General features: G+C 66.3%; 14 protein-coding genes and 1 pseudogene. 8 read left to right on the top strand and 7 right to left on the bottom strand.

The window, feature by feature from the left end; all coding sequences use genetic code 11:
• The first annotated feature begins 556 nt into the window (after positions 1-556).
• Entirely contained in the window at positions 557-2,434 is a 1,878-nt protein-coding gene (locus AC5RUU_RS10580; RefSeq protein WP_493975157.1) for an HNH endonuclease signature motif containing protein, read from the top strand.
• Here AC5RUU_RS10580 and AC5RUU_RS10575 read toward each other — a convergent pair.
• Entirely contained in the window at positions 2,395-3,279 is an 885-nt protein-coding gene (locus AC5RUU_RS10575; protein WP_493975156.1) for a putative protein N(5)-glutamine methyltransferase, read from the bottom strand. The genes AC5RUU_RS10580 and AC5RUU_RS10575 overlap by 40 nt on opposite strands.
• Positions 3,280-3,373: 94 nt before the next feature.
• Here AC5RUU_RS10575 and AC5RUU_RS10570 point away from each other — a divergent pair, with 94 nt between their 5' ends.
• Together AC5RUU_RS10570 and AC5RUU_RS10565 are read left to right on the top strand one after the other, a co-directional pair.
• A complete protein-coding gene (locus AC5RUU_RS10570) occupies positions 3,374-4,414 on the top strand; it encodes a lactonase family protein (protein ID WP_493975155.1) in 1,041 nt (346 codons plus the stop codon).
• A gap of 329 nt (positions 4,415-4,743) precedes the next feature.
• Positions 4,744-7,752: an alpha-amylase family glycosyl hydrolase gene (locus AC5RUU_RS10565; RefSeq protein ID WP_493975219.1), complete on the top strand. Its 3,009-nt coding sequence runs from the start codon at positions 4,744-4,746 to the stop codon at positions 7,750-7,752.
• Positions 7,753-7,836: 84 nt separating this feature from the next.
• Here AC5RUU_RS10565 and AC5RUU_RS10560 read toward each other — a convergent pair whose 3' ends face one another.
• On the bottom strand, positions 7,837-8,799 hold the full coding sequence (locus AC5RUU_RS10560) for an SDR family oxidoreductase (protein ID WP_493975154.1): 963 nt from the start codon (positions 8,797-8,799) through the stop codon (positions 7,837-7,839).
• A gap of 20 nt (positions 8,800-8,819) precedes the next feature.
• Positions 8,820-11,108, bottom strand: coding sequence for a 4-alpha-glucanotransferase (gene malQ / locus AC5RUU_RS10555; protein ID WP_493975153.1), 2,289 nt, complete (start codon positions 11,106-11,108; stop codon positions 8,820-8,822).
• Positions 11,109-11,468: 360 nt separating this feature from the next.
• On the opposite strand from malQ, the gene AC5RUU_RS10550 reads away from it, so the two are divergent.
• Positions 11,469-12,515 carry an aldo/keto reductase gene (locus AC5RUU_RS10550; protein ID WP_493975152.1) on the top strand — a complete coding sequence of 349 codons (1,047 nt, stop codon included), beginning with the start codon at positions 11,469-11,471 and terminating at the stop codon, positions 12,513-12,515.
• 19 nt (positions 12,516-12,534) lie between these two features.
• Here AC5RUU_RS10550 and AC5RUU_RS10545 read toward each other — a convergent pair whose 3' ends face one another.
• On the bottom strand, positions 12,535-12,834 hold the full coding sequence (locus AC5RUU_RS10545) for a hypothetical protein (protein ID WP_493975151.1): 300 nt from the start codon (positions 12,832-12,834) through the stop codon (positions 12,535-12,537).
• Between the two features lie 91 nt (positions 12,835-12,925).
• On the opposite strand from AC5RUU_RS10545, the pseudogene AC5RUU_RS10540 reads away from it, so the two are divergent.
• Positions 12,926-13,120 (top strand): annotated as a pseudogene (locus AC5RUU_RS10540) (DUF3040 domain-containing protein); the annotation flags it as partial.
• On the opposite strand, the gene AC5RUU_RS10535 reads toward AC5RUU_RS10540, so the two are convergent.
• Together AC5RUU_RS10535 and AC5RUU_RS10530 are read right to left on the bottom strand one after the other, a co-directional pair.
• Positions 13,076-14,176: a DMT family transporter gene (locus AC5RUU_RS10535; protein ID WP_493975150.1), complete on the bottom strand. Its 1,101-nt coding sequence runs from the start codon at positions 14,174-14,176 to the stop codon at positions 13,076-13,078. The pseudogene AC5RUU_RS10540 and the gene AC5RUU_RS10535 sit on opposite strands and share 45 nt — an antisense overlap.
• Positions 14,173-14,769 (bottom strand): TetR/AcrR family transcriptional regulator, encoded by a 597-nt coding sequence (locus AC5RUU_RS10530; RefSeq protein WP_493975149.1) that lies wholly within the window; start codon positions 14,767-14,769, stop codon positions 14,173-14,175. Before AC5RUU_RS10530 ends, AC5RUU_RS10535 begins: the two co-directional genes overlap by 4 nt.
• Positions 14,770-14,932: 163 nt before the next feature.
• Here AC5RUU_RS10530 and AC5RUU_RS10525 point away from each other — a divergent pair, with 163 nt between their 5' ends.
• Both AC5RUU_RS10525 and AC5RUU_RS10520 read left to right on the top strand, forming a co-directional pair.
• Positions 14,933-15,778 carry an SDR family NAD(P)-dependent oxidoreductase gene (locus AC5RUU_RS10525; RefSeq protein WP_493975218.1) on the top strand — a complete coding sequence of 282 codons (846 nt, stop codon included), beginning with the start codon at positions 14,933-14,935 and terminating at the stop codon, positions 15,776-15,778.
• A 144-nt stretch (positions 15,779-15,922) separates the two neighbouring features.
• Positions 15,923-16,222, top strand: a complete 300-nt coding sequence (locus AC5RUU_RS10520) for a DUF4193 domain-containing protein (RefSeq protein WP_493975148.1) — start codon at positions 15,923-15,925, stop codon at positions 16,220-16,222.
• A gap of 174 nt (positions 16,223-16,396) precedes the next feature.
• Here the strand turns inward: AC5RUU_RS10520 and AC5RUU_RS10515 are convergent, their stop codons facing one another.
• On the bottom strand, positions 16,397-17,146 hold the full coding sequence (locus AC5RUU_RS10515) for an ANTAR domain-containing protein (RefSeq protein ID WP_493975217.1): 750 nt from the start codon (positions 17,144-17,146) through the stop codon (positions 16,397-16,399).
• Positions 17,147-17,502: 356 nt separating this feature from the next.
• Here AC5RUU_RS10515 and treS point away from each other — a divergent pair, with 356 nt between their 5' ends.
• The gene (gene treS / locus AC5RUU_RS10510) at positions 17,503-19,797 is read left to right on the top strand and encodes a maltose alpha-D-glucosyltransferase (RefSeq protein ID WP_493975147.1); all 2,295 of its coding nucleotides are present in this window, start codon (positions 17,503-17,505) and stop codon (positions 19,795-19,797) included.
• Positions 19,798-19,831 lie beyond the last annotated feature (34 nt).

The following is a 19,831-nucleotide window of genomic DNA, read 5'->3' as shown; positions in this document are numbered from 1 at the left end:
AAGGGCGCTGCGCGTTCGTTCATGACGCGGAAAGCCTCCTTGACACGGAGTCTAGGACTCCCCTGTGTTACAACTGAATCGCCGTGCTGGCCGTCGCGATCCTTGGGGGACGCGGCGGCCGGCAGCTTTTAAGGGCGACTTTTAGCGGCGGTCGCATGCGCCGCGTTACGGGTGCCCTCCCTGATGGCTACCTGCAGACGTCGGGCCACAGGTTCGGATCGTAGCCATTGAGGCCCGGCACTCTTCGCGGCGGTTGATCCTGGCCTGAAGGGCTTTCACGATCCCCTGATCCGCCACTGCTTGGATCCGAGCCTTTCGGCCTTGTCAGTTCTTTCTTACCCGGGCTGGCAGCCCTGCGGCGCTGTGCGTCAACCATCGTTCCCCCTGACGTAGCTGCGGAAGTCCATCTGCCTGAATGGCTACGCCAACCCTAGGGACAGTCTTTGGAATGCCCGCTCAAGAAAAAGGCAAGATTTGCCCGCAAGAGCATTCGCAGGTTTTCCACATAGGGTTTTTGGCTGGCTGTTTTGTCGGTGGTCTTTGGCAGGGTTGTCTTATGGAAGCCATTGGGGAGCAGCTTGGGGAGGTCGGCGGTTCTGCGGGTATGCCGCGGCTTCCTCGTGGTCGTGGCTCTATGCATGATGAGTACGACGGCGGTACGCGGCGCGGGCGGCCGCGCCGCCTTTACGCAGGTCCCACTATTGTCCCGATCAGCATGCCGTCACCTGTGCCAGGAACGTCGCTAGGCCTTGCAGACATAGGTTCGTTGCTCGCCGCCGCAGCCGCAGCGGCTCCACAGTTGCTGGCGTCGTCCGATTATGTCGAGGCGGCTGGTTTCGCCGCCGAGGTCGAGGAACTGGCCCGGTCCGTGGAGTCCCTGCAGGTCCTGGCCGCCGGGGCCGTGGACCGGACCCGCACGCAGGCGATCGCCGCCGCGAGAACGGCCAGTACGGCAAGGATGGCCAGGCCGGGCCGGGGCTGGGTCAGCGGCTGGGACGCCGACGGGGTAGAGACCCTGAATGAAACCGATGCCAACTGGCCCTGCACCAGCCAACCCACACCCACCGCGGAGCCTGCTCGGCCGGTGGTGACGTCCCCGGCCGATGACGGGTGCCGGAACACCGCCGAGTTCCTCAGGCTCCGGCTCCGGATCCCGGTCCGCGAAGCCCGCCGCCGCCTCGCCCTCGCCCACCAGGTCCTGCCCGGCACCACCCTCACCGGCGACCCCCTCCCGCCCCCACGCCGGCACCTCGCCGCCGCACTGGCCCCCATCGGCACTACAACCGGCAAACCCGCAGACGCCACCACCAGCGGTGGCATCGCTGCCCCGGCGGTGTCCTCCCACTCCGCCACCATCATCACCGCCACCCTGGACCGGCTCCAGCACCACACCGCCGCCGAAACCCTCGAACACATCGAACACCACCTCACCACCACCGCCCGGACCGCAGACCCCGACTTCCTCACCCGCCTGGCCCACCGCTGGGCCGGCACCATCGACCCCGACGGCACCGAACCCAGCGAAGAAGCCCTCCGCCACACCCAAGGCGCGTTCATCCGCAAACCCCGCCACGGCCTGCACCACCTCGAAATCTTCGCCACCACCGACCAATACGAATACCTGGCCACCGTTATGAACACCGCCACCAACCCCCGCACCACGAAGCCCCGCACCACCAGCCCCAACACCAGCGGCAGCACCAACACCAAAGCCACCAACCCGGACACCACCGGCCCGGCCCCTGACCCTAGAGTGGACGTGGACCGGGACGTGGGTGTGAGCCTGGACCAGCGCACCCGGCCCCAACAACAACTCGACGGGCTCGTCTCCGCCGTCAAAGCAGGCCTGAGCACCAACCACCTGCCCACCACCGGCGGCAACCGCCCCCAAATCATCGCCACCATCAACTACCAGGACCTCTTCCCCACCCGGACACCAGCCACAGGCACCGGCACCCCTGCACCCCCCAACGGGGTGACCAGCCACCGGGGAACCGGGACCTTCGCATTCACCGGCCCCGTCGCCACAGCCACCCTGCGCAAAACCGCCTGCGACGCCGACATCATCCCCGCCCTCCTGGGCACCCACGGCGAAATCCTCGACCTCGGCCGCAAAACCCGGCTCTTTACCCCCGCCCAACGCCTCGCCCTCACCGCACGCGACCAAGGCTGCGCCTTCCCCAACTGCACCGCCCCCGCACCCTGGTGCGAAGCCCACCACATCACCTACTGGTCACACGGCGGCCACACCAGCACCAACAACGGCGTCCTGCTCTGCAGCCACCACCACCACCTCATCCACAAAGAACAATGGACCATCACCACCGGCAACGGCACCCCAACCTTCATCCCCCCACCCCACATCGACCCCACCCAAAAACCCAAACAAAACCACTACTTCAAACCCCCGCCACCACCCCACCCCTTGGAGTAGCGCGGATACTCCCAGGTAGTCTCCGGGCACTGGTTCCGGGCAGTTCCGACCACCACGGTGCCGTCGAGCTCTTCCGATCGAACAGTCCTGGCAGCAAAGCCGGCAGCCGCGATGATGGACGCTGTTCCTGTCGCCTGCCGCTCACTTGTCTCGATGAGCAGGTGTCCACCGGGACGCAGCCACTCGAAGGCGGACGCCGCCACACGACGGTGGACGTCGAGCCCGTCGGCGCCACCGTCGAGGGAATGGCGTGGTTCGTGCAGCCGCGCCTCCGGCGGCATTGTCCTGATGGCGTCGCTGGGAACGTATGGGGCATTCACTGCCAGCACCTGAACGCGGCTCCGCAGCGAAAGGGGAAGCGCGTCGAACAGATCGCCCGCGTGAACATGGCCGCCCAATGGCTCCACGTTCCGCCGGGCACACTCCACGGCAGCAGGATCAATATCCGAGGCATGGAGTTCCAGCCCTGGAAAGGCATGCAGCAGTGCAGCACCTACGGCCCCGGACCCACAGCAGAGGTCGAGCACCACGGGGGACGGCGGGGAACCAGTGGCGGCAAGCAGTGCCCTCCCCTCGCTGACGAGGAGTTCGGTCCGCCGGCGAGGCACAAAGACACCGGGCCGCACCTCAATACGCCGGCCGGCAAATTCAGCCCAGCCCAGGACATACTCGAGGGGAATACCTTGGCAGCGGCGCTCCACCTTGCGCGCCAGTTCCTTGGGGCCGGAAGCCTCTGCCATAAGGAGCCGCGCCTCATCTTCGGCGAAAACGCTGCCCGCCTGCCGGAGCACTGAAACAACGCGGGGAAATGTCAGGGAAACGGGAGATGATTCAGCAGGTGGCATCGGAACGCACCCACCTCCTCCTGCCGTGAACGAAATTCCAATGCTAGCCGAGGCCGGGTCGCGGCCGAAGCGAAATTGTTGGCAGGATGTGGGTATGACCTCTAGCGACACCATCCTCTGGACCGGTACTTACACCCCGGACGGAGGTGGCCGGGCCGAGGGCATCGGTGCCCTCCGTGCGCACCAGGACGGCAGCCTGGAGTGGCTCGGGACCGCAGTGAAGGCACAGTCGCCGTCGTTCGTTGCAGTGCACCCGATGCTTCCCGTCGTTTACGCCGTGGCTGAGCAGCGCAAGATGGTCCAGGCCTACCGCCGGGAAGGAGTTTCCGGCCTGGCGCCGTACGGCGCGCCGCAGCCCGCTGGTGAGGCTACGTGCCATGTTGCGGTCGACCCGCAGGGCCGCTTCGTTACCGCCGCCTGCTGGGGCGACGGCCAAGTCCTCCTTTACGAACTGGATTCCGACGGCGGCATGACCGGCCGGTTTGCGGCCCCGCCGTCGGTGGACCAACACTCCAGCCTGTCCCCCGGTGAGCCGCGGCAAAGCCGGGCCCACGCAAGCCTGGTGCTCCAGGACGGCCGCATCATGACCACCGATCTTGGCCACGACACTCTCCGCATCTGGAACTTCACTCCCGGCAAGGGCCTGGTCGCCGACCATGAGGTGGCACTCCCGTTCGGTAGCGGCCCCCGCCACCTGGTACAGCATTCCAGTGGCAACGTCTTTGTCGTTTCGGAGTACTCCGTTGAGGTCTTCATAGTCCGGCCTGAAGCGGGAACATTTGAACTGGTGTTCCGGGGACCGGCCACGTCCGGCGGCAGCCAGTCCGGGGACTCGGCAGCCGAGATCTGCCTCAGCGGAGACGGCCGCTACGCCTATGTCGGCGTCCGCGGTACCAACATCATCAGCACTTTGGAGGTCGGCGGTGGCGGAACGGAGCTCCTGCCCATTCAGGACATGGCGAGCGGCGGAAACTGGCCGCGGCATCACCTGGTAAGGGATAACTGGCTCCACGTGGCCCACGAACGCTCCGACAACGTCGCTACTTTCGCCCTGGACCCTGCCACCGGCCTGCCGGGCCCAGTGCTCCATGACGTCCGGACGCCGTCGCCCACCGCTCTTATCCCCGCTGACTGACGCCTGCGGCAGAAGCACGGCCCTCTCCCGGGCAGGCAATGCCTAAACGCTGGAGTTATTGGGTGCAAGCGCTTACAGTTGTGACGTGGTTCACAGGTCGGCATGCTGCCCTGTGAACCGGCACCCGTGCCGCACACCTTTGCCAATGGCAAGCAAGCCTGTACAGCAGCGCCGCTACACCAGGAAGGTCTCAGTCCTTGATATTCCGCACCCCAGGCAGCGCCTTTTCGCGCGCCAGAACAACCAGCACCGACAAACCAGCACCAAAAACAGCGAAAACCCATGCCCTATCCGAGGTCCATACTGCCTGCTTCCGCTCGGCAGCAGGACTGATTGCAGCAGCCATCGCCGTGTCCGCCGCGGTCTTTCCGGCCAACGCCGCACCCGGCAACAAAGAGGGCCCAAAGAACCCGGGCTCGTCAGCCGCTCTCCATTCGCTCCGGGCCCCGGTCACTGACGAGAATTTCTACTTCGTCATGGCGGACCGGTTCAGCAACGGCAGCACCGCCAACGACCAGGGCGGGCTCGGCTCCGATCCCATGGTTTCCGGTTTTGATCCGACAAAGAAGGGGTTCTATAACGGCGGTGACCTGGCCGGGCTCCTGGACAAGATCGACTACATCCAGGGACTGGGCACTACCTCCATCTGGCTCACCCCCAGTTTCAAGAACAAGGCAGTCCAGCCCGAAGACAAGTCCGCCGGTTACCACGGCTACTGGATTACCGACTTCACCCAGATCGATCCCCACCTGGGCACGAACGATGAACTGAAGGCCCTCATCGATGCGGCCCATGCCCGCGGCATGAAGGTGTACTTCGACATCATCACCAACCACACCGCAGATGTCATCGGCTATGAACAAGGCGCGCGCAAGGGTTACGTGTCCAAGGACGCTGTACCGTACACAACGGCAGAGGGACAGGAGTTTGATGACCGCGACTACGCCGGGACGGGCAACTTCCCGGAGCTGGACGCCGCAACCTCCTTCCCCTACGTGCCGGTCCTTGACGAGAACGAAAAGAACCTGAAAGTCCCCCACTGGCTGAATGACCCCGCCCTGTACCACAACCGCGGTGATACCACGTTCGTGGGCGAGGACTCCTACTACGGCGACTTCTTCGGCCTGGACGACCTCTTCACCGAGCACCCCGCCGTAGTGGAGGGCATGAAGGACATCTACAAGACCTGGATCGGCGACTTCGGCGTGGACGGTTTCCGGATCGACACCATGAAGCACGTCAACAACGAATTCTGGCAGGAATTCGGCCCGGAGGTCCTCAGTTACGCGAAAGAACAGGGCAAGGACGAATTCTTCATGTTCGGCGAAGTCTTCGACACCACCAAGAGCTTCACCTCGCAGTTCACCACGCGGAACCAAATGCAGGCGGTGCTGGACTTTCCGTTCCAGGACGCCGCCCGCAACTTTGCCTCCAAGAGCCAGGACACCCGCAGCCTGGAAACCTTCTTCGCCGGGGATGACTGGTACACGGACGCGGACTCCAACGTCTACCAACTGCCCACCTTCCTGGGCAACCACGACATGGGCCGCATCGGCAGCTTCATCGCCGCCGACAACCCGGGATCAACGGACGCCGAGCAGGTGGCCCGCGACCGTCTTGCCCACGAGCTGATGTATTTCTCCCGTGGCAACCCCGTTGTCTACTACGGGGACGAGCAGGGGTTCACCGGACCCGGCGGAGACCAGGACGCCCGGCAGACCCTGTTCGCCAGCCAGGTGCCGGAATACCTCGACGACGACCTGCTGGGAACCGACGCCACCCACGCCACGGACAACTTCAACACCGGCCACCCGCTGTACGCCAGGATCAGCGAGCTCGCGCAGCTGACCAAGGAGCACCCCGCCCTCCGCGACGGCGCGCACCAGCACCGCTACGCCTCCGAGGGCGCGGGAATCTACGCCTTCTCCCGCACGGACGCCAAGGATCAGCGGGAGTACGTGGTGGCGTTGAACAACAGTGAGCAGGCACAGACGGCGGAGGTCCCCACATACATCGCCAAGCGCAACTACACCCGCATCTACGGCGATGCAGCAGCAGAGGCGAAGACTTCGGCAGACGGCAAGCTGGCCGTCACGGTCCCCCCGCTGTCCGCCGTCGTGTACCAGTCCTCAGGCCGCGTCCCGCACTCGAAGGCCGCGCCCGCCGTCGTCCTCCAGGAGCCTGCCGCGGCACCTGGGGACAACGGGCGCCTTAAGGTGACGGCCGACGTCGGCGGTTCTTCGTTCTACGAGGTCACCTTCGAAGCGAGGCCGGCAGGTGGTGGGTGGCAGCCCATAGGCACTGACGACACCGCTCCCTACCAGGTATTCCACGACGTTGCCGGCCTCAAGGCCGGGACCTCGATCGAGTACCGTGCCACCGTCCTGGACAACGGCGGACACACTGCCACCAGCCGGACGGCAACGGCTGGCGTCCCGGTGCCGGTCCTGACCCTGCAGAAGCCCGAAGAGGGCAGCGGCGTCCAGGGTGCGGTGGAGCTCAGCGCCACCGCCGACCCTGAAAAGGCCAGCCACGTGGTGTCCTTCGAGCGCAGCGTGGCAGGCGGCGGGTGGACTGCTGTGGGGTCCGACGATTCTTCGCCGGTGTATTCGGCAACAGATGACGTGTCGAAGCTGGCTGACGGCACGGAGGTGAAGTACCGCGCGTCGATGGCCGGTCCCGGTTTCACCGTTTCCAGCGATGTGCGGACAGTGACCGTGGGCGAGGCTCCGCAGCCTGATTCAGTGACGGTTGCCGGTTCGCTGAACCAGGTCATGGGCTGCGCCGAACCCTGGCAGCCCAGCTGCCGGCAGGCCATGATGACCCTGGACCCCGCCGACAGGATCTGGCGCCTGACGGTGGATCTGCCCGCCGGACGGTACGAGTACAAGGCGGCACTCAACGGCAGCTGGGATGAGAACTTCGGCGACGGGGGCCAGCTCGACGGTCCCAACATCGTGCTGGACCACCCGGGCGGTCCGGTCACATTCCGCTACGACAACAGCACCCACGTGCTCAGCGCGGTGTACCCGTCCCAGCAGCCGGCGTCAGTTGCTGCTGCCGGCAGCATGAACAGCGAGCTGGGTTGCGCTGCCGATTGGGAGCCGGCATGCGACCAAGCGCAGCTCACGCTCGATCCCGCTGGCCTGGTGTGGAGCCTGGATGTACCCGACCTGCCCGCGGGCAGTTACGAGTTCAAAGCGGCCCTGAACCGCTCCTGGGACGTCAGCTACGGGGCGGGCGGCGAGTCGCCGGGTGCCAATATTACCTTTGAGCACGACGGCGGCCCGGTCACCTTCCGCTATGACCACTTCAGTCACGTGATCTCGGCAGGCTAGCAGGATCCACCCAAAGGCGGGGTCCCTTGGCCGATTTCCGAAGCGTCGGGATAGGCTGGAGGGGCCCCGCTGCCGTGTTTCCGGCTAGCTCCGGACGGGGTGGCCGAGGATGCCGATCAACCTCCGGATCGCGTCTTCCGCCGTGGGCGGCTGCCCGAAGACCTCGCGCTGGCGCCTAGTATCGGCAACATACTGCCCGCTCTGGAACCAGGAGATCATGGCTGCCAGGTCCTTCACCGTGGGGTTGAACCGCCCCACGACGGAACCAGCCGCCAGCAGGACCGGCATGGGAACAGAGCGGACCTTGATGGGCCCGCCGGTCATGGAGCCGGCAATGTCGGCGACGTCCTGCATGCCGATCGGCCTGTCCCAGCCGATATCTATCCGCTGCCCCTCGATCCCCGGAGCGTCCACGGCCTCCGCCAGATAGCCGGCCAGATCGGGGGTCAGCACGAACGTCAGCGGAATCCGGGGTGAGCCCATCCACATGAATTTACGTTTGGCTATGGGGTCCCCACCGAAACGGGTGACCTGGTCCAGGAACGCTCCGGGCCGCAGGGCCACGAACGGCACGCCAAGCTGCTCGAGCCTGTCCTCCATGAGCTTCTTGTGCCAGAAGTGGGGGACGTCCGGGGCCCGGTCGCAGGTGAGGATGCTGGTGAGGACGAACCGCCGGACGCCGGCGCGGCTGGCTGCCTCGGCGAGGTTGGAGTTGCCCGTTGTGTCGGTCACCGGGCTGTCCCCCTTGCGGTGCCTGGTGTACCCGGCCGCCGAAGTAACCACCGCGTCCACACCGGCCATGGCACGGTCCAGTGAGTCCGGGTCCATCATGTCGCCGCGGGCAATGCTGGCACCGGCGGCTTCCAGGCTGGACGCATCCGAGCCGGGCCGGACCAGGGCACGCACCTGTTTCCCACGGTTCAGCAGCTCGATGGCCACCTGGCTGCCCAGGAAGCCGGTACCGCCAACCAGCAGCGTGGGCCCACGCCCGCCGGGTTCCCTGGCCGAGCTTGCGAGGTCAGGGCGCGGGTGGGATCCGTCATTCATGGCACCCTCCTCAGGGTCGTTCAGGCGTGCAGAGCCTCCTCCACCGCCGCGAGCAGGTTGTTGAACCGCGCGTTGGCGGGAAGCTCATCAAGGAACACCGGCCTGCCGTCCGGCCCGGCCAGCGGAACCTGCCAGTTCGGGTACAGGGCTTCGGTGGTTCCCGGCTGGTTCTGGACGCGCCGCTCCCCCACCGCGTCCACCAGGGCCACACCCAGCAGGACCGACGGCGTCTGCGTGAGCAGCAGGTGCAGCGCCTCGATGGTGCGCTCCTCTGAACCGGAAGATCCCGCGCCATACCCGCCGGAACCGCCGGCCATGTCACCCTCGGGCAGGTAACCCCGCTCCCGCAGCATGGCGAACATCTTCTCGAGGGACGCATTGTGCTCGGCGCGCTCTTCTGCTTCGGAGCGCTCCAGTAGTCCCAGCCTGCTCCTCAAGGCCACATGGTCGCCGGCCAGGTAACCGGCGGTGGGCGGCAGGTCGTGGGTGTTGACGCTGGCGAGTGCCTGCGTGCGGTACTTTTCGGGCGCCAGGGGGGAATCGCCGTCGTACTCAAACCAGAGGATGGACGTGCCCATGATGCCGCGCGCGGCCAGGTAATCCCGCACCCACGGCTCAAAGGTGCCCAGGTCCTCGCCGATCACCACGGCGCCGGCCCGGTGGGCTTCGAGCGCGAGGATGCCGATCAGCGCCTCGTGGTCGTAGCGGACGTAGGCGCCGTCGCCGGGGGCGTTGCCCATAGGGATCCACCAGAGCCGGAACAAGCCCAGGATGTGGTCCACGCGGATGCCGCCGGCGTGCCGCAGCACCGTGGCCAGCATGTTCCGGAATGGCTGGTAGCCGGCCTCGGCAAGGCGGGCGGGGTGCCACGGCGGCTGGCCCCAGTCCTGGCCCTGCTGGTTGTACATGTCCGGCGGCGCGCCCACACTGGTGGCCGGCGCCAGCACGTTGCGGAGTGTCCAGGCGTCGGCGCTGCTGTGGTCCACGCCGACGGCCAGGTCGTGGACCACGCCCAGGCGCATTCCCGACCGCAGAGCGGCCTGCTGGGCGTTCTCCAGCTGCTCGTCGCAGATCCACTGCAGCCAGCGGTGGAAACCAATCCGGTCGGCGAGCTTTTCCCGGAGGGCTTCGGCTTCGGGTGTTCCCAGGGCAGTGGCGGGGTCGGTCCAGAGCGGATCATCCGGAGCAATGTCCTCGCGGATGGCGGACCACAGTGCGAAATCATCGAGTCCGCTGCCGGAAGTCCGGCAGAAGTCCTCGAACGCAGCCTGCCGGGCGGGCGACCGGCGCGTGTGGTACAGCAGTTCCAGCGCCTGCAGCTTGGCGGCGTAGACGGCGTTCCGGTCCAGCCGCTCACCGTCCCTGTTCAGGCCCGCTACTTCCTCGTGCAGCTTTTCCAGCTGCGCGCGCTTCCGGGGCCTCAGGTAGGCCAGCTCGGGAATGGCCTCCACGCGGATGTACAGAGGGTTGAAGAACCGCCGGGTGGACGGCGAGTAGGGCGATGGCTGGACCGGCGGGACCGGCTCCGCCGCGTGCAGCGGATTGACCAGCACGTAGTCGGCGCCACGGGCACCGCTCAGCGCGGCAAGGTCAGCCAGGTCCGAAAAATCGCCAATCCCCCAAGACCGCTTGGAACGCACCGAGTACAGCTGCGTTGCCAGGCCCCAGCCGCGGCGCTTCTCCAGGTCCTTCGCCGTGTCCAGGCGGGCAGGGGCCACCACCAAGCTGGCTGACGCGCTGGTCCCTTCGGACTTTGCGTGGAGGGTGTGCCAACCCAGCGGCAGGTCCTGCGGGAGGGCAAAAGTGGCCCGTCCCACGGCGACGCCGTCCACGTCCCGCGGCTGCACCCAGACGTCCTGCTGCTCCGCTTCCCGGGTCCCTGCCCCGCCTTCCAGTGCGATGGTAACGCTGGCGGTGGCCCCGTCACGCACGTGCACCGGAACTTCCGCCGGCTCGCCCTGCTGGATCACGACGGCGGGAGGCAGCATCCGCCGCCATGGCGCCAGTTCCGTTTCCGCCAAGGCAGCCTGGATGTGCTCGTTGGTGTGGGCCTGGACGCCAAGGGCAGCCAGCACCTTGATCAGTGTTTCCTCGGCCACCGAATGGGGCAGACCGTCCCAGCCCTGGAACGAGGTGCCCACCCCGTGCGCGTCCGCCAGCTGCTGGAGCAGATGGGAATCCACGGGCTCCCTTGCGGTGGATCCGCTGGCAGCACTTCCCCGCGCAGTCCCCTCGGCAGCTGCAGCGAAGCGCGGTGGATCCGCCGGCGTCCCCGGCTGTGGTGCGTGCTGCTGGTCTGAAGCCGTCATGCGTGTCCGCCTCGTCTGGTGTGATGGGCCCGAACTTACCGTGCTGCCTGTTGCACCGGGCGTTTGCACCCCCGAGCACAACCGTGGGTTCAGATTATTGCAGGGTGGCGCCTAGGCGAAATGCGCCCGCGGTCGCACGGGAAGACGTTCCGGCTCACGGCTCGACGTGCGTGCACCGCCCCGTCGTTCCCGATGCTGCCAGCCATGGCTGCGCACGCGCCATAAAACGTCATTGCCGACCCCTCCGTTACTCCGTGCGTCGAAAAGCGAAGGACTAAGGCACGAATCTTCAGGCGTACGGCGGATCTGTGTAGCCTCGTGACGACCGAGGGCAAGCAAGGCATTGGGAGGAGACCGGGGATGAGCCTCAGCGAACTGCGGGTGTTCGGGCGGTCGGGGACCCCCGTCAGTCCGTTGACTTTGGGCACCATGAACTTCGGCGAAGGGAACGGCGGCCAACCAGGCGCACCCACCGGCGCAGAGGAGAGCATCCGGATCATCCACGCCGCACTGGACGCCGGCATCACGGCCATCGATACCGCCGACGTCTACTCGCAGGGCCAGTCCGAACAGGTGGTGGGCCGGGCCCTCAGGGGACGCCGCGACGACGTTTTCCTCGCCACCAAGTTCCACGGCCAGATGAGCGCCAACCCAGCCCACTCCGGCAACTCCCGCCGCTGGATCACGCAGGCAGTGGAAGGCAGCCTCCGCCGGCTGGAGACCGACCGCATCGACCTCTACCAGGCGCACCGGCCGGACTACAACACCGACGTCCTGGAAACCATCACCACGCTCAATGACCTCATCCGGCAGGGCAAGATCCTCTACTACGGCACGTCCGTCTTCACTCCTGCCCAGCTGGTGGAGGCGCAGTGGCTGGCCACCACCAACCACCTCATCCCGCCGCTGGGCAACCAGGTGCCGTACTCCATGCTGGTGCGCAGCAACGAGCGGGACGTGCTGCCGATCGCGCAGCAGTACGGGCTCGGGGTCCTTGCTTACGGCCCATTGGCCGGCGGCTGGCTGTCCGGCAGCTTCGTGCTGGAATCCGGCCAGCCGCCCACCCGGGTGCACTCCCTGCCCGGGCGGTACGACATCTCCGGGCCTTCCAGCGAGCGCAAGCTCCTGGCCGGGGACGCCCTGGCCCGGCTGGCGGACAAGCTGGAGCTTTCGCTCGTGGACCTTGCCGTCGGCTTTGCCTTGGCCCACCCGGCCATCAGCAGCGTGATCATCGGTCCGCGCAACGAAGCGCACCTCCACGCCTACCTGCGCGCAGCGGACGTCCGCCTGGGCGAGTCCGTGCTGGACGCCATCGACGACATCGTCCCGCCAGGGACCAACTTCGTGGAGCGGGACGCCGGCGCCATTGTCCCGTCCATCGAGTTCGCAGAATTACGACGGCGGTAGCCCGGCTTCCTGCAGAGCCCTACCTCGAACTACGGGCGCGGTACAGGGCGAACCGGTACCCAGCCCAGAACGCCAGAAGGAGCAGCCCGGCCAGGACCAGCATGTAGCCAAGCTTCGCCGTGCCGTCCATGAAGACCAGGTTGGTGCCGGAAAACGGCTCATTCGCGAGCGGCGCATAGGCAAACCAGCCCACGTCCTGCCGTGGGGTCCGCACCAGCACGATCCCGATCACTGCGCTGGCCACTGCGATCAGCGGCAGAAGGAATTTCCGCCAGTTTCGCCGGCCGAACCGTCCGCTGCTACTGTCCCCCGAAGTCATCCTCTCACCCTAGCGCCAGGCGGCCCGGAACTGCCCTTGACTAACTAAGACAAGGCTCCTACGGTCAGTAGCGATACCCGCGTCTCATGGAATGCAGGGGCATAAAATGCCAATGTCCGAAGAGGAGCGGAGGCTGCTTCACGAGCTGGAACTGCGGCTGATCGCTGACGATCCCCACCTGGCTATGGAGCTGCTCTCCGGTTACCCCGCCCGCCGTTTTCCGGCGGGGCTTTTCGCCGGCTCAGCCGTGTGCCTGCTGGGTCTTGTACTCGTCATGGCGGGAATCGGCGGACAGGCGCCGGCCCCCGTCGTGCTCGGTATCCTGCTGCTGGGCCTGGGCGCCTGCCTGTTCCTGAACCGCCCCCTCCCGGGGGGCCGGCGGCGGGAACGGGCTACGGGCTAGGGTGGCTCCCCGCTGACGGCCTTTGGCGCGCGGGGTGCCTGGCGTCAGGATGAACAGGCCGGCCAGCACGACGGCGGCGCCAAGCCAGCCAAGTGCCGGGAGCCGCTCCCCCACCACCAGCACGGCAAGGACCGCCGCCACGACAGTCTCAAGCAGGGAGATGCTGGTGGCGGTGCTGGCGCGGATCCGGGCCAGCCCCCAGCCGAACAGGACGTAGCCCGCGAACATCGGGACCAAGGCCATGTACGCCCCCACGGCGAAGTTTGTCCACGCGTGCAGTAGCGGGCCGCCGGTCACGGCCAGTACCGGCATCAACAGCAACCCGCCGAGTCCGAAGACCGTTCCCATCGCGGCCCGAGATGAAACGCCGCCGCCGATCAGCCGGTGCGCCGCCCACGAATAAAGGGCATACGTTCCGCCGGCCACCAGGCCCAGGAGAATACCGGCGGTGGATGGCCCGGAACCGGCGCTCCCGGAACCGGTGGTACCATGCCCGGCGAAGGACAACAGGGCCGCGCCGCCCACCCCGAGCAGGGCCCCGGCGATCCACCGCGGGGTGAGTGGCTTGTGGTCTTTGAACCGCTCGATCAGCGCCGCGGCCAGAGGGGCGGACCCAATGGAGACGACGGTTCCTACTGCAACGCCGGCAAGGTGCATGGAGCTGTAGAAGGCAAGGGGGTAGACGGCCACTGCTGCCGCAGCCACGAGCACCAGGCGCCATCTGTCCACCAGCCCGGCGCGCTGCGCGGCGATCGATCCGGCAGCGTACAGCGCCTGCAGCAGTCCGCCAACCCCCATCGCCACGGCACCGATGGCCAGCGGGCTGACGGAAGGTGCGAAGGTGGCTGCCGTTCCGGTGGTCCCCCAGAGGATGGATGCCGCTGCCACGCACAGGGCTCCCCACAGTGGCGCGTTGGCCAGCCCGCTTCCTCCCGTCACAGGTTTTCCAGCATCCGGGCGGCGATGAGCCTGGCGTCCCTGAGCCTGGCGTCCCGGCCTTCAAGCCCCGCCCTGGCCATGGCACCTTCCAGCAGGAAGGACAGGTGGCGGGCCACCTCCGCGGCGCGTTCTTCCTCCCCGGGCAGCAGCCTGAGCGCATGGGCGGCCAGCAGCTCTTCGACCTCCTCCTTGTGCCGCCTCACCGCCTCCCGCCCCGCGTGCCCTGCCGGCAGCTCGGCAGCGGCATTAAGGAGCCCGCAGCCCCGGAACCCGTGCTCATACGCGAAGTTGGCGTGGTCCAGGTAGGCGTCGAAAATGGCCAGCACGCGGTCGTGGGCACTCTTCGCATTATCCAGCCGGCTGCGGTACAGGCCCAGCCATTCCCCGTGCCGGGCTTCGAGGTACGCCGCCACGAGATCGGCTTTCGAGGCGAAGTTGTTGTAAAGGCTTTTCTTCGCCACTCCCGCTTCCGCGGTGATGGTGTCGATGCCGGTGGCGGCAACGCCGTTGGCATAGAACAGCCGGGCGGCGGCAGCGAGCAGCAGCTCGCGCGCGGGCCTCCTGGGCGTGACGGAAACGTCCGGAGCGGACATGGGAGACTCCTTGAAAACGGGTTGTAGGTAGACCAGTCTACCTACCTCGCCCAGCTTAACCCGAGGGACGCCCCTTCACCTTCCCCTCCAGGCTATGGCCAGGGCCGGGGATCCGTGCTGGGATTGTCGTACCCAGCGTCAGGAGGCGGTAGCCGTGGCATCGATGAATGGACGAGTTGCGCTGGTTACGGGAGCGACGGGCGGCCTGGCCAAAGCGGTCGCCGCCGGCCTTGCCCGGGAAGGCGCCGCCGTCGTCGTCATTGGCCGGAACCCGGCACGGGCGGACCAGGCGGTGGAAGACATCCGGGCCCGCGTCCCGGCCGCAAACCTTGAACCCCTCGCCTGCGACGTGTCGCTGATGTCGTCGGTCCATGCCGCGGCGGACCATGTCCGCGCCCGCTACGGGCAGCTCGATGTGCTGGTCAACGCGGCCGGCGTTTTCCGCAAGGAACGCCACGAGACTGCGGAGGGGCTGGAGCTGACGTTCGCCACCAACGTGATGTCCTATTTCCTGTTCAGCAACCTCCTGCTGGAAGCCCTGAAACGGGCCGCGGTGTCGGCGGGATCGGCGCGGATCGTGAACGTCGCCTCCAGGTACGGCATTACCCGGCTCGCCTTCGATGACCTCCAGACCGCCAAGGGCAGATACAGCTACCTGCGATCCACTCCGCCCACCATGCTGGCCCGCGTCCTCCTCACACAGGAGCTCTCCGAGCGCCTGCATGGCACCGGCGTCGTTGCCAACGCGGTCCACCCAGGACTGGTCAGGAACACCGGGCTGCTGCAGGACGTGGGCGGGCCGTTCCGGTGGATCACCAACAGGTTCGGGAAGACCGCGGAGCAGGCCGCAGACACACCGCTGTGGCTGGCGATGGGGGACGAAACGGCCGCAGTGTCCGGCAAACTCTGGTTGCAGCGGAAGGAACTGCCCACCCCGGGAATGGGCTCTGACCCGGACGCCAGGCGCCGGCTCTGGGCGGAGTGCTCACGGCTGGCCGGGCTTGCATGAACCAGCAAGGCGGACCGTCCGATGTAGCCTGTCAGGCATGGTTTCCTCACCTGACCGGAGGACGGGAATAACTTCGGGCCGCTGTGGGTTGTCGCTCTGTCCGGAACAATCCGGGCAACTACAGCCGTACAGGAGAACGCATCAATGGCAGTTGACTACGACGCTCCGCGGGTGACTCCGGAGGAAGAACCGAACGTCGCCCTCGAGGAGCTGAAGACTGAGAAGCCGGGACGGCGGGAGGCAACTCCCGACGTTGACGAGTCGGACCTCGCGGACGGCTTTGAGCTTCCCGGCGCGGACCTGTCCAACGAGGAACTGCTGATCCAGGTGGTCCCGGTGCAGCAGGACGAATTCACCTGCATGTCCTGCTTCCTGGTCCACCACCGCAGCCAGTTGGCCCGGGAGAAGGACGGCAAGAAGTATTGCCGTGAGTGCGAGGGGTAAGAGGGGCGAAGGCAGGGCAGGTTGGGGTTCCAACCAGGAAATCACCCAGCCGCAACGAACAGCAGCAGCTTCCGGTAGCCAACGCGCCTACCGGAAGCGGAGTGAGCATTTTTCGGTCCCCGGCCTATCCACCGTCCGTGAAGTGGGGCTCCCGGGGAAGGAACGGGACGCCTTCTATTCGTCGAAATAGGTGAAGGTCTTGCCGCTGCCGGCCACCGAGGAGATGACACCGGAGGCAACGTCCCGCAGCTTGGTGTTCCTGGTGTTGGATGCCTCCCGCAGCACCTTGAACGCCTCAGCCTGGCTGCAGCGGTTTTGGGCCATGATCGCTCCGGTGGCGAGGTCGATCACCGTGCGCGTCTGCATTGCGGCGCTCAGACCGTCTTTGGTGTCCTGCAGTTTTGCCATCCGCAGCGCCAGCCTCAGTCCGTTCGATGCCTGCCGAACGAAGGCGTCGGCCAAGGCGATGCTTTCACTGCCGAACCCGTCAGGCTGCCCGGAGTAGAGGCTGAGGACCCCTTGGTCGTCACCCTCGAGAAGCAGCGGGATGCTCAAGACAGAGAGGACGCCCTGCCTGCGTCCGGCAAGGACGTATTCCGGCCAGCGGTCTTCCTGCCGCAGGTCGGGAACAACCACTGTTTCCGAAAGCCGCATGGCTGTGGCACCCGGGCCGTCCGCGTACATGCCCTCTAACTGGTTCATCAGCCGGGCCAGCGAACTGCTGCCTACGCCGGCGGCCGGTTTCTTGGGGCGGGCCAGCGTGATCCCGCAGGCAAGTTCGCGGCCCGGGCCGCCGAGCTTGCCGGCCGCGTACTCCGCCAGGTTGTCCAGCAACTGGGCTACGGCCTGGTTTTCCAGCATCAGGTCCTGCAGGCGTACTGCAACATCGGCGAAAATGGTGCCGTCACAGACGTCGCAGTTCATCACAAGCTCTCCTTCCGGACACAGTTAAGCCACAGCATCATGGCCGCCCACTGCCGGACGGTACGCTCCAGCCTACCCGCGCGGACGCCGTAACGTTTCAGTCATGAAACTTGCCACCTACCGCACTGTCGGGTATGCGCCGACGTCACCCGCCAGTACTCCAGGGGCCGCCGTCTGACCAGGTGCACACCGGGCAGGCAACTCCGTGTCCTGGTACGGACCGCTCCTGCCCTCGTCTTGTGACGCCGGCAGATCCGGCCTCGCGAATACTCCCGGCCCTCTGGGGTACGTTGGCATGAGCAGGGTGACCTGGAAATGAATACCAGGAACCACGTGAACTACCTGTAGGAGAATCTATGCGGGAAATCAGTGCCAGTGACGGTTTTCTTGAATCGGATACCCTTGCCGGCGAGGACGAACAGATAGCTCCGGCCATTCAAGAACCGCTGGTGGACCCGGACATCAACTACGACGAACAGTTCTACCCTGCCCGCCCCAAGGCGCTCCGGCCGATTGCGCGGCGGCGGCAGTACCTTGCCACCAGGCCGTCCTTCGAATTCGATGGGCGTAACACGGCGTATGTGGAGTGGCTGCGGAACCAGGCAATGCTGGGTGACGCGAACACACTGGCCCGGCAGCTCTCCGGACAGGCCAGCATGTGGCAGAACTCCTATGCGCACCCCAACCCCCGCGCCGCCGTCGAGCGTGCACCCGTGTGGTTCACCGCCTATCCCCTGTCCTTCATCACGCGCACTGGCGAATCCTTCCTCAGCGCCCTCGGTGACCCCACCATGTGGGACGCCTTCCGCGAGATCGGAATCCGGGCCATCCATACCGGGCCCGTCAAACTTGCCGGCGGCATCAGCGGCTGGACCCAGACCCCGAGCGTGGACGGGCACTTCGACCGGATCAGCATGGCCATTGATCCCGTCTTTGGCACCGAGGACGAATTCCGGCGGATGTGCGAGGTGGCCGCCGACCATGGCGGCACCATCATCGACGACATCGTGCCGGGCCATACCGGCAAGGGAGCGGACTTCCGCCTCGCCGAGATGAACTTCCGGGACTATCCCGGGATCTACCACATGGTGGACATTCCCGAGGAGGACTGGCACCTGCTGCCGGACGTTCCCGACGGGCAGGACTCCGTCAACCTCAGCCCTGAATCCGAACAGGCCCTGCAGAAGGCCGGCTACATCATTGGCCGGCTGCAAAGGGTGATCTTCTACGAGCCCGGGGTCAAGGAGACCAACTGGAGCGCCACCCGACCTGTGGTGGACACCACCGGCAAAACCCGGCGTTGGGTCTACCTGCATTACTTCAAGGCCGGCCAGCCGTCCATCAACTGGCTGGATCCCACCTTCGCCGGAATGCGACTGGTGGTGGGCGACGCCCTGCACTCACTGCTCGACCTTGGCACCGGCGCGCTGCGGCTGGACGCCAACGGCTTCCTGGGTGTGGAGAAGAGCGCCGAGGAAGAGCCCGGCTGGTCTGAGGGTCACCCGTTGTCCGAGGCCGCCAACCAGCTCATCGGCTCCATGATCCGCAAAGTGGGCGGGTTCTCGTTCCAGGAACTCAACCTGACCATCGACGACATCAAGGCAACGTCCGAAGCCGGCCCGGACCTGTCCTACGACTTCATTACCCGGCCCGCGTACCACTACGCGCTGGTCATGGCTGACACCGAACTGCTGCGGCTGACGCTCCGCCTGTCCATGGAGATCGGCGTCGACCAGGCGTCATTGGTCCATGCCCTGCAGAACCATGACGAACTCACCTACGAACTGATGCACTTCGCGTCGGGCCACAGGGACGAGATGTTCGAGCTTCATGGCGAGGAGCTCACCGGGGCCGAGCTGGCAGAGAAGGTCCAGCAGACCATGCGGGAACGCCTGACCGGAGAAAACGGGCCGTACAACGCCCTGTTCACCACCAACGGCATTGCCTGCACGACCGTGAGCTTCATTATGGCTGCCCTTGGTATCCGGGATCCGGAAGCAATAACCCCGGAACAGGAGGCACGGGTCCTGGACGCCCACATCCTCCTGGCAATGTACAACGCCCTGCAGCCCGGCGTCTTTGCGTTGTCCGGATGGGATCTGGCCGGCATCATGGCCCTTGACCGCCAGAGCGTTGCCGAACTCACCGCGCAGGGAGACACCCGCTGGATCAACCGTGGAGCCCACGACATCATGGGCACCAGCCCGGACGCGAAAACCTCCTCGTCCGGCATGCCCAGGGCACGCAGCCTGTACGGTCCGCTGCCGGAGCAGCTGCAGGACGCCAACTCCTTCGCCCGGCGCCTCCAGCGCGTCCTCAGCGTCCGGGAAGAGCACGGCATTGCCACCGGCACCTTGCTCGACATTCCCGACGTATCCCACCGTGGCCTGCTGGTCCTCGTCACCCGGCTGGGCAGCGGTGCGCTTGAGGTCACAGTACTGAACTTCTCCGACCAGGATGTGGCGGGCAGCATCCAGTCAAGCCACCTGGTGCCGGGCTCCACGGTGCAGGACCTGTTCACCGGCGAAGCAATCGGCCAGGTGGACGACCTGTGCAGCTTCTTCCTGGAACTGCCCGCGTTCAAGGGAACGGCGCTGCTGCTGACGGAAGCGGCCGTTCCCGAAGAGGATGAAGGCGTCCCGTTCCAGTAAGCACCCTAGGAGACTGCCGGGAAACCAGCCGTTC

This window comes from Arthrobacter sp. K4-10C (assembly GCF_059090085.1).
The sequence above is the reverse complement of the archived record's forward strand: the minus strand, read 5'-3'. Positions and strand labels throughout refer to the sequence as shown.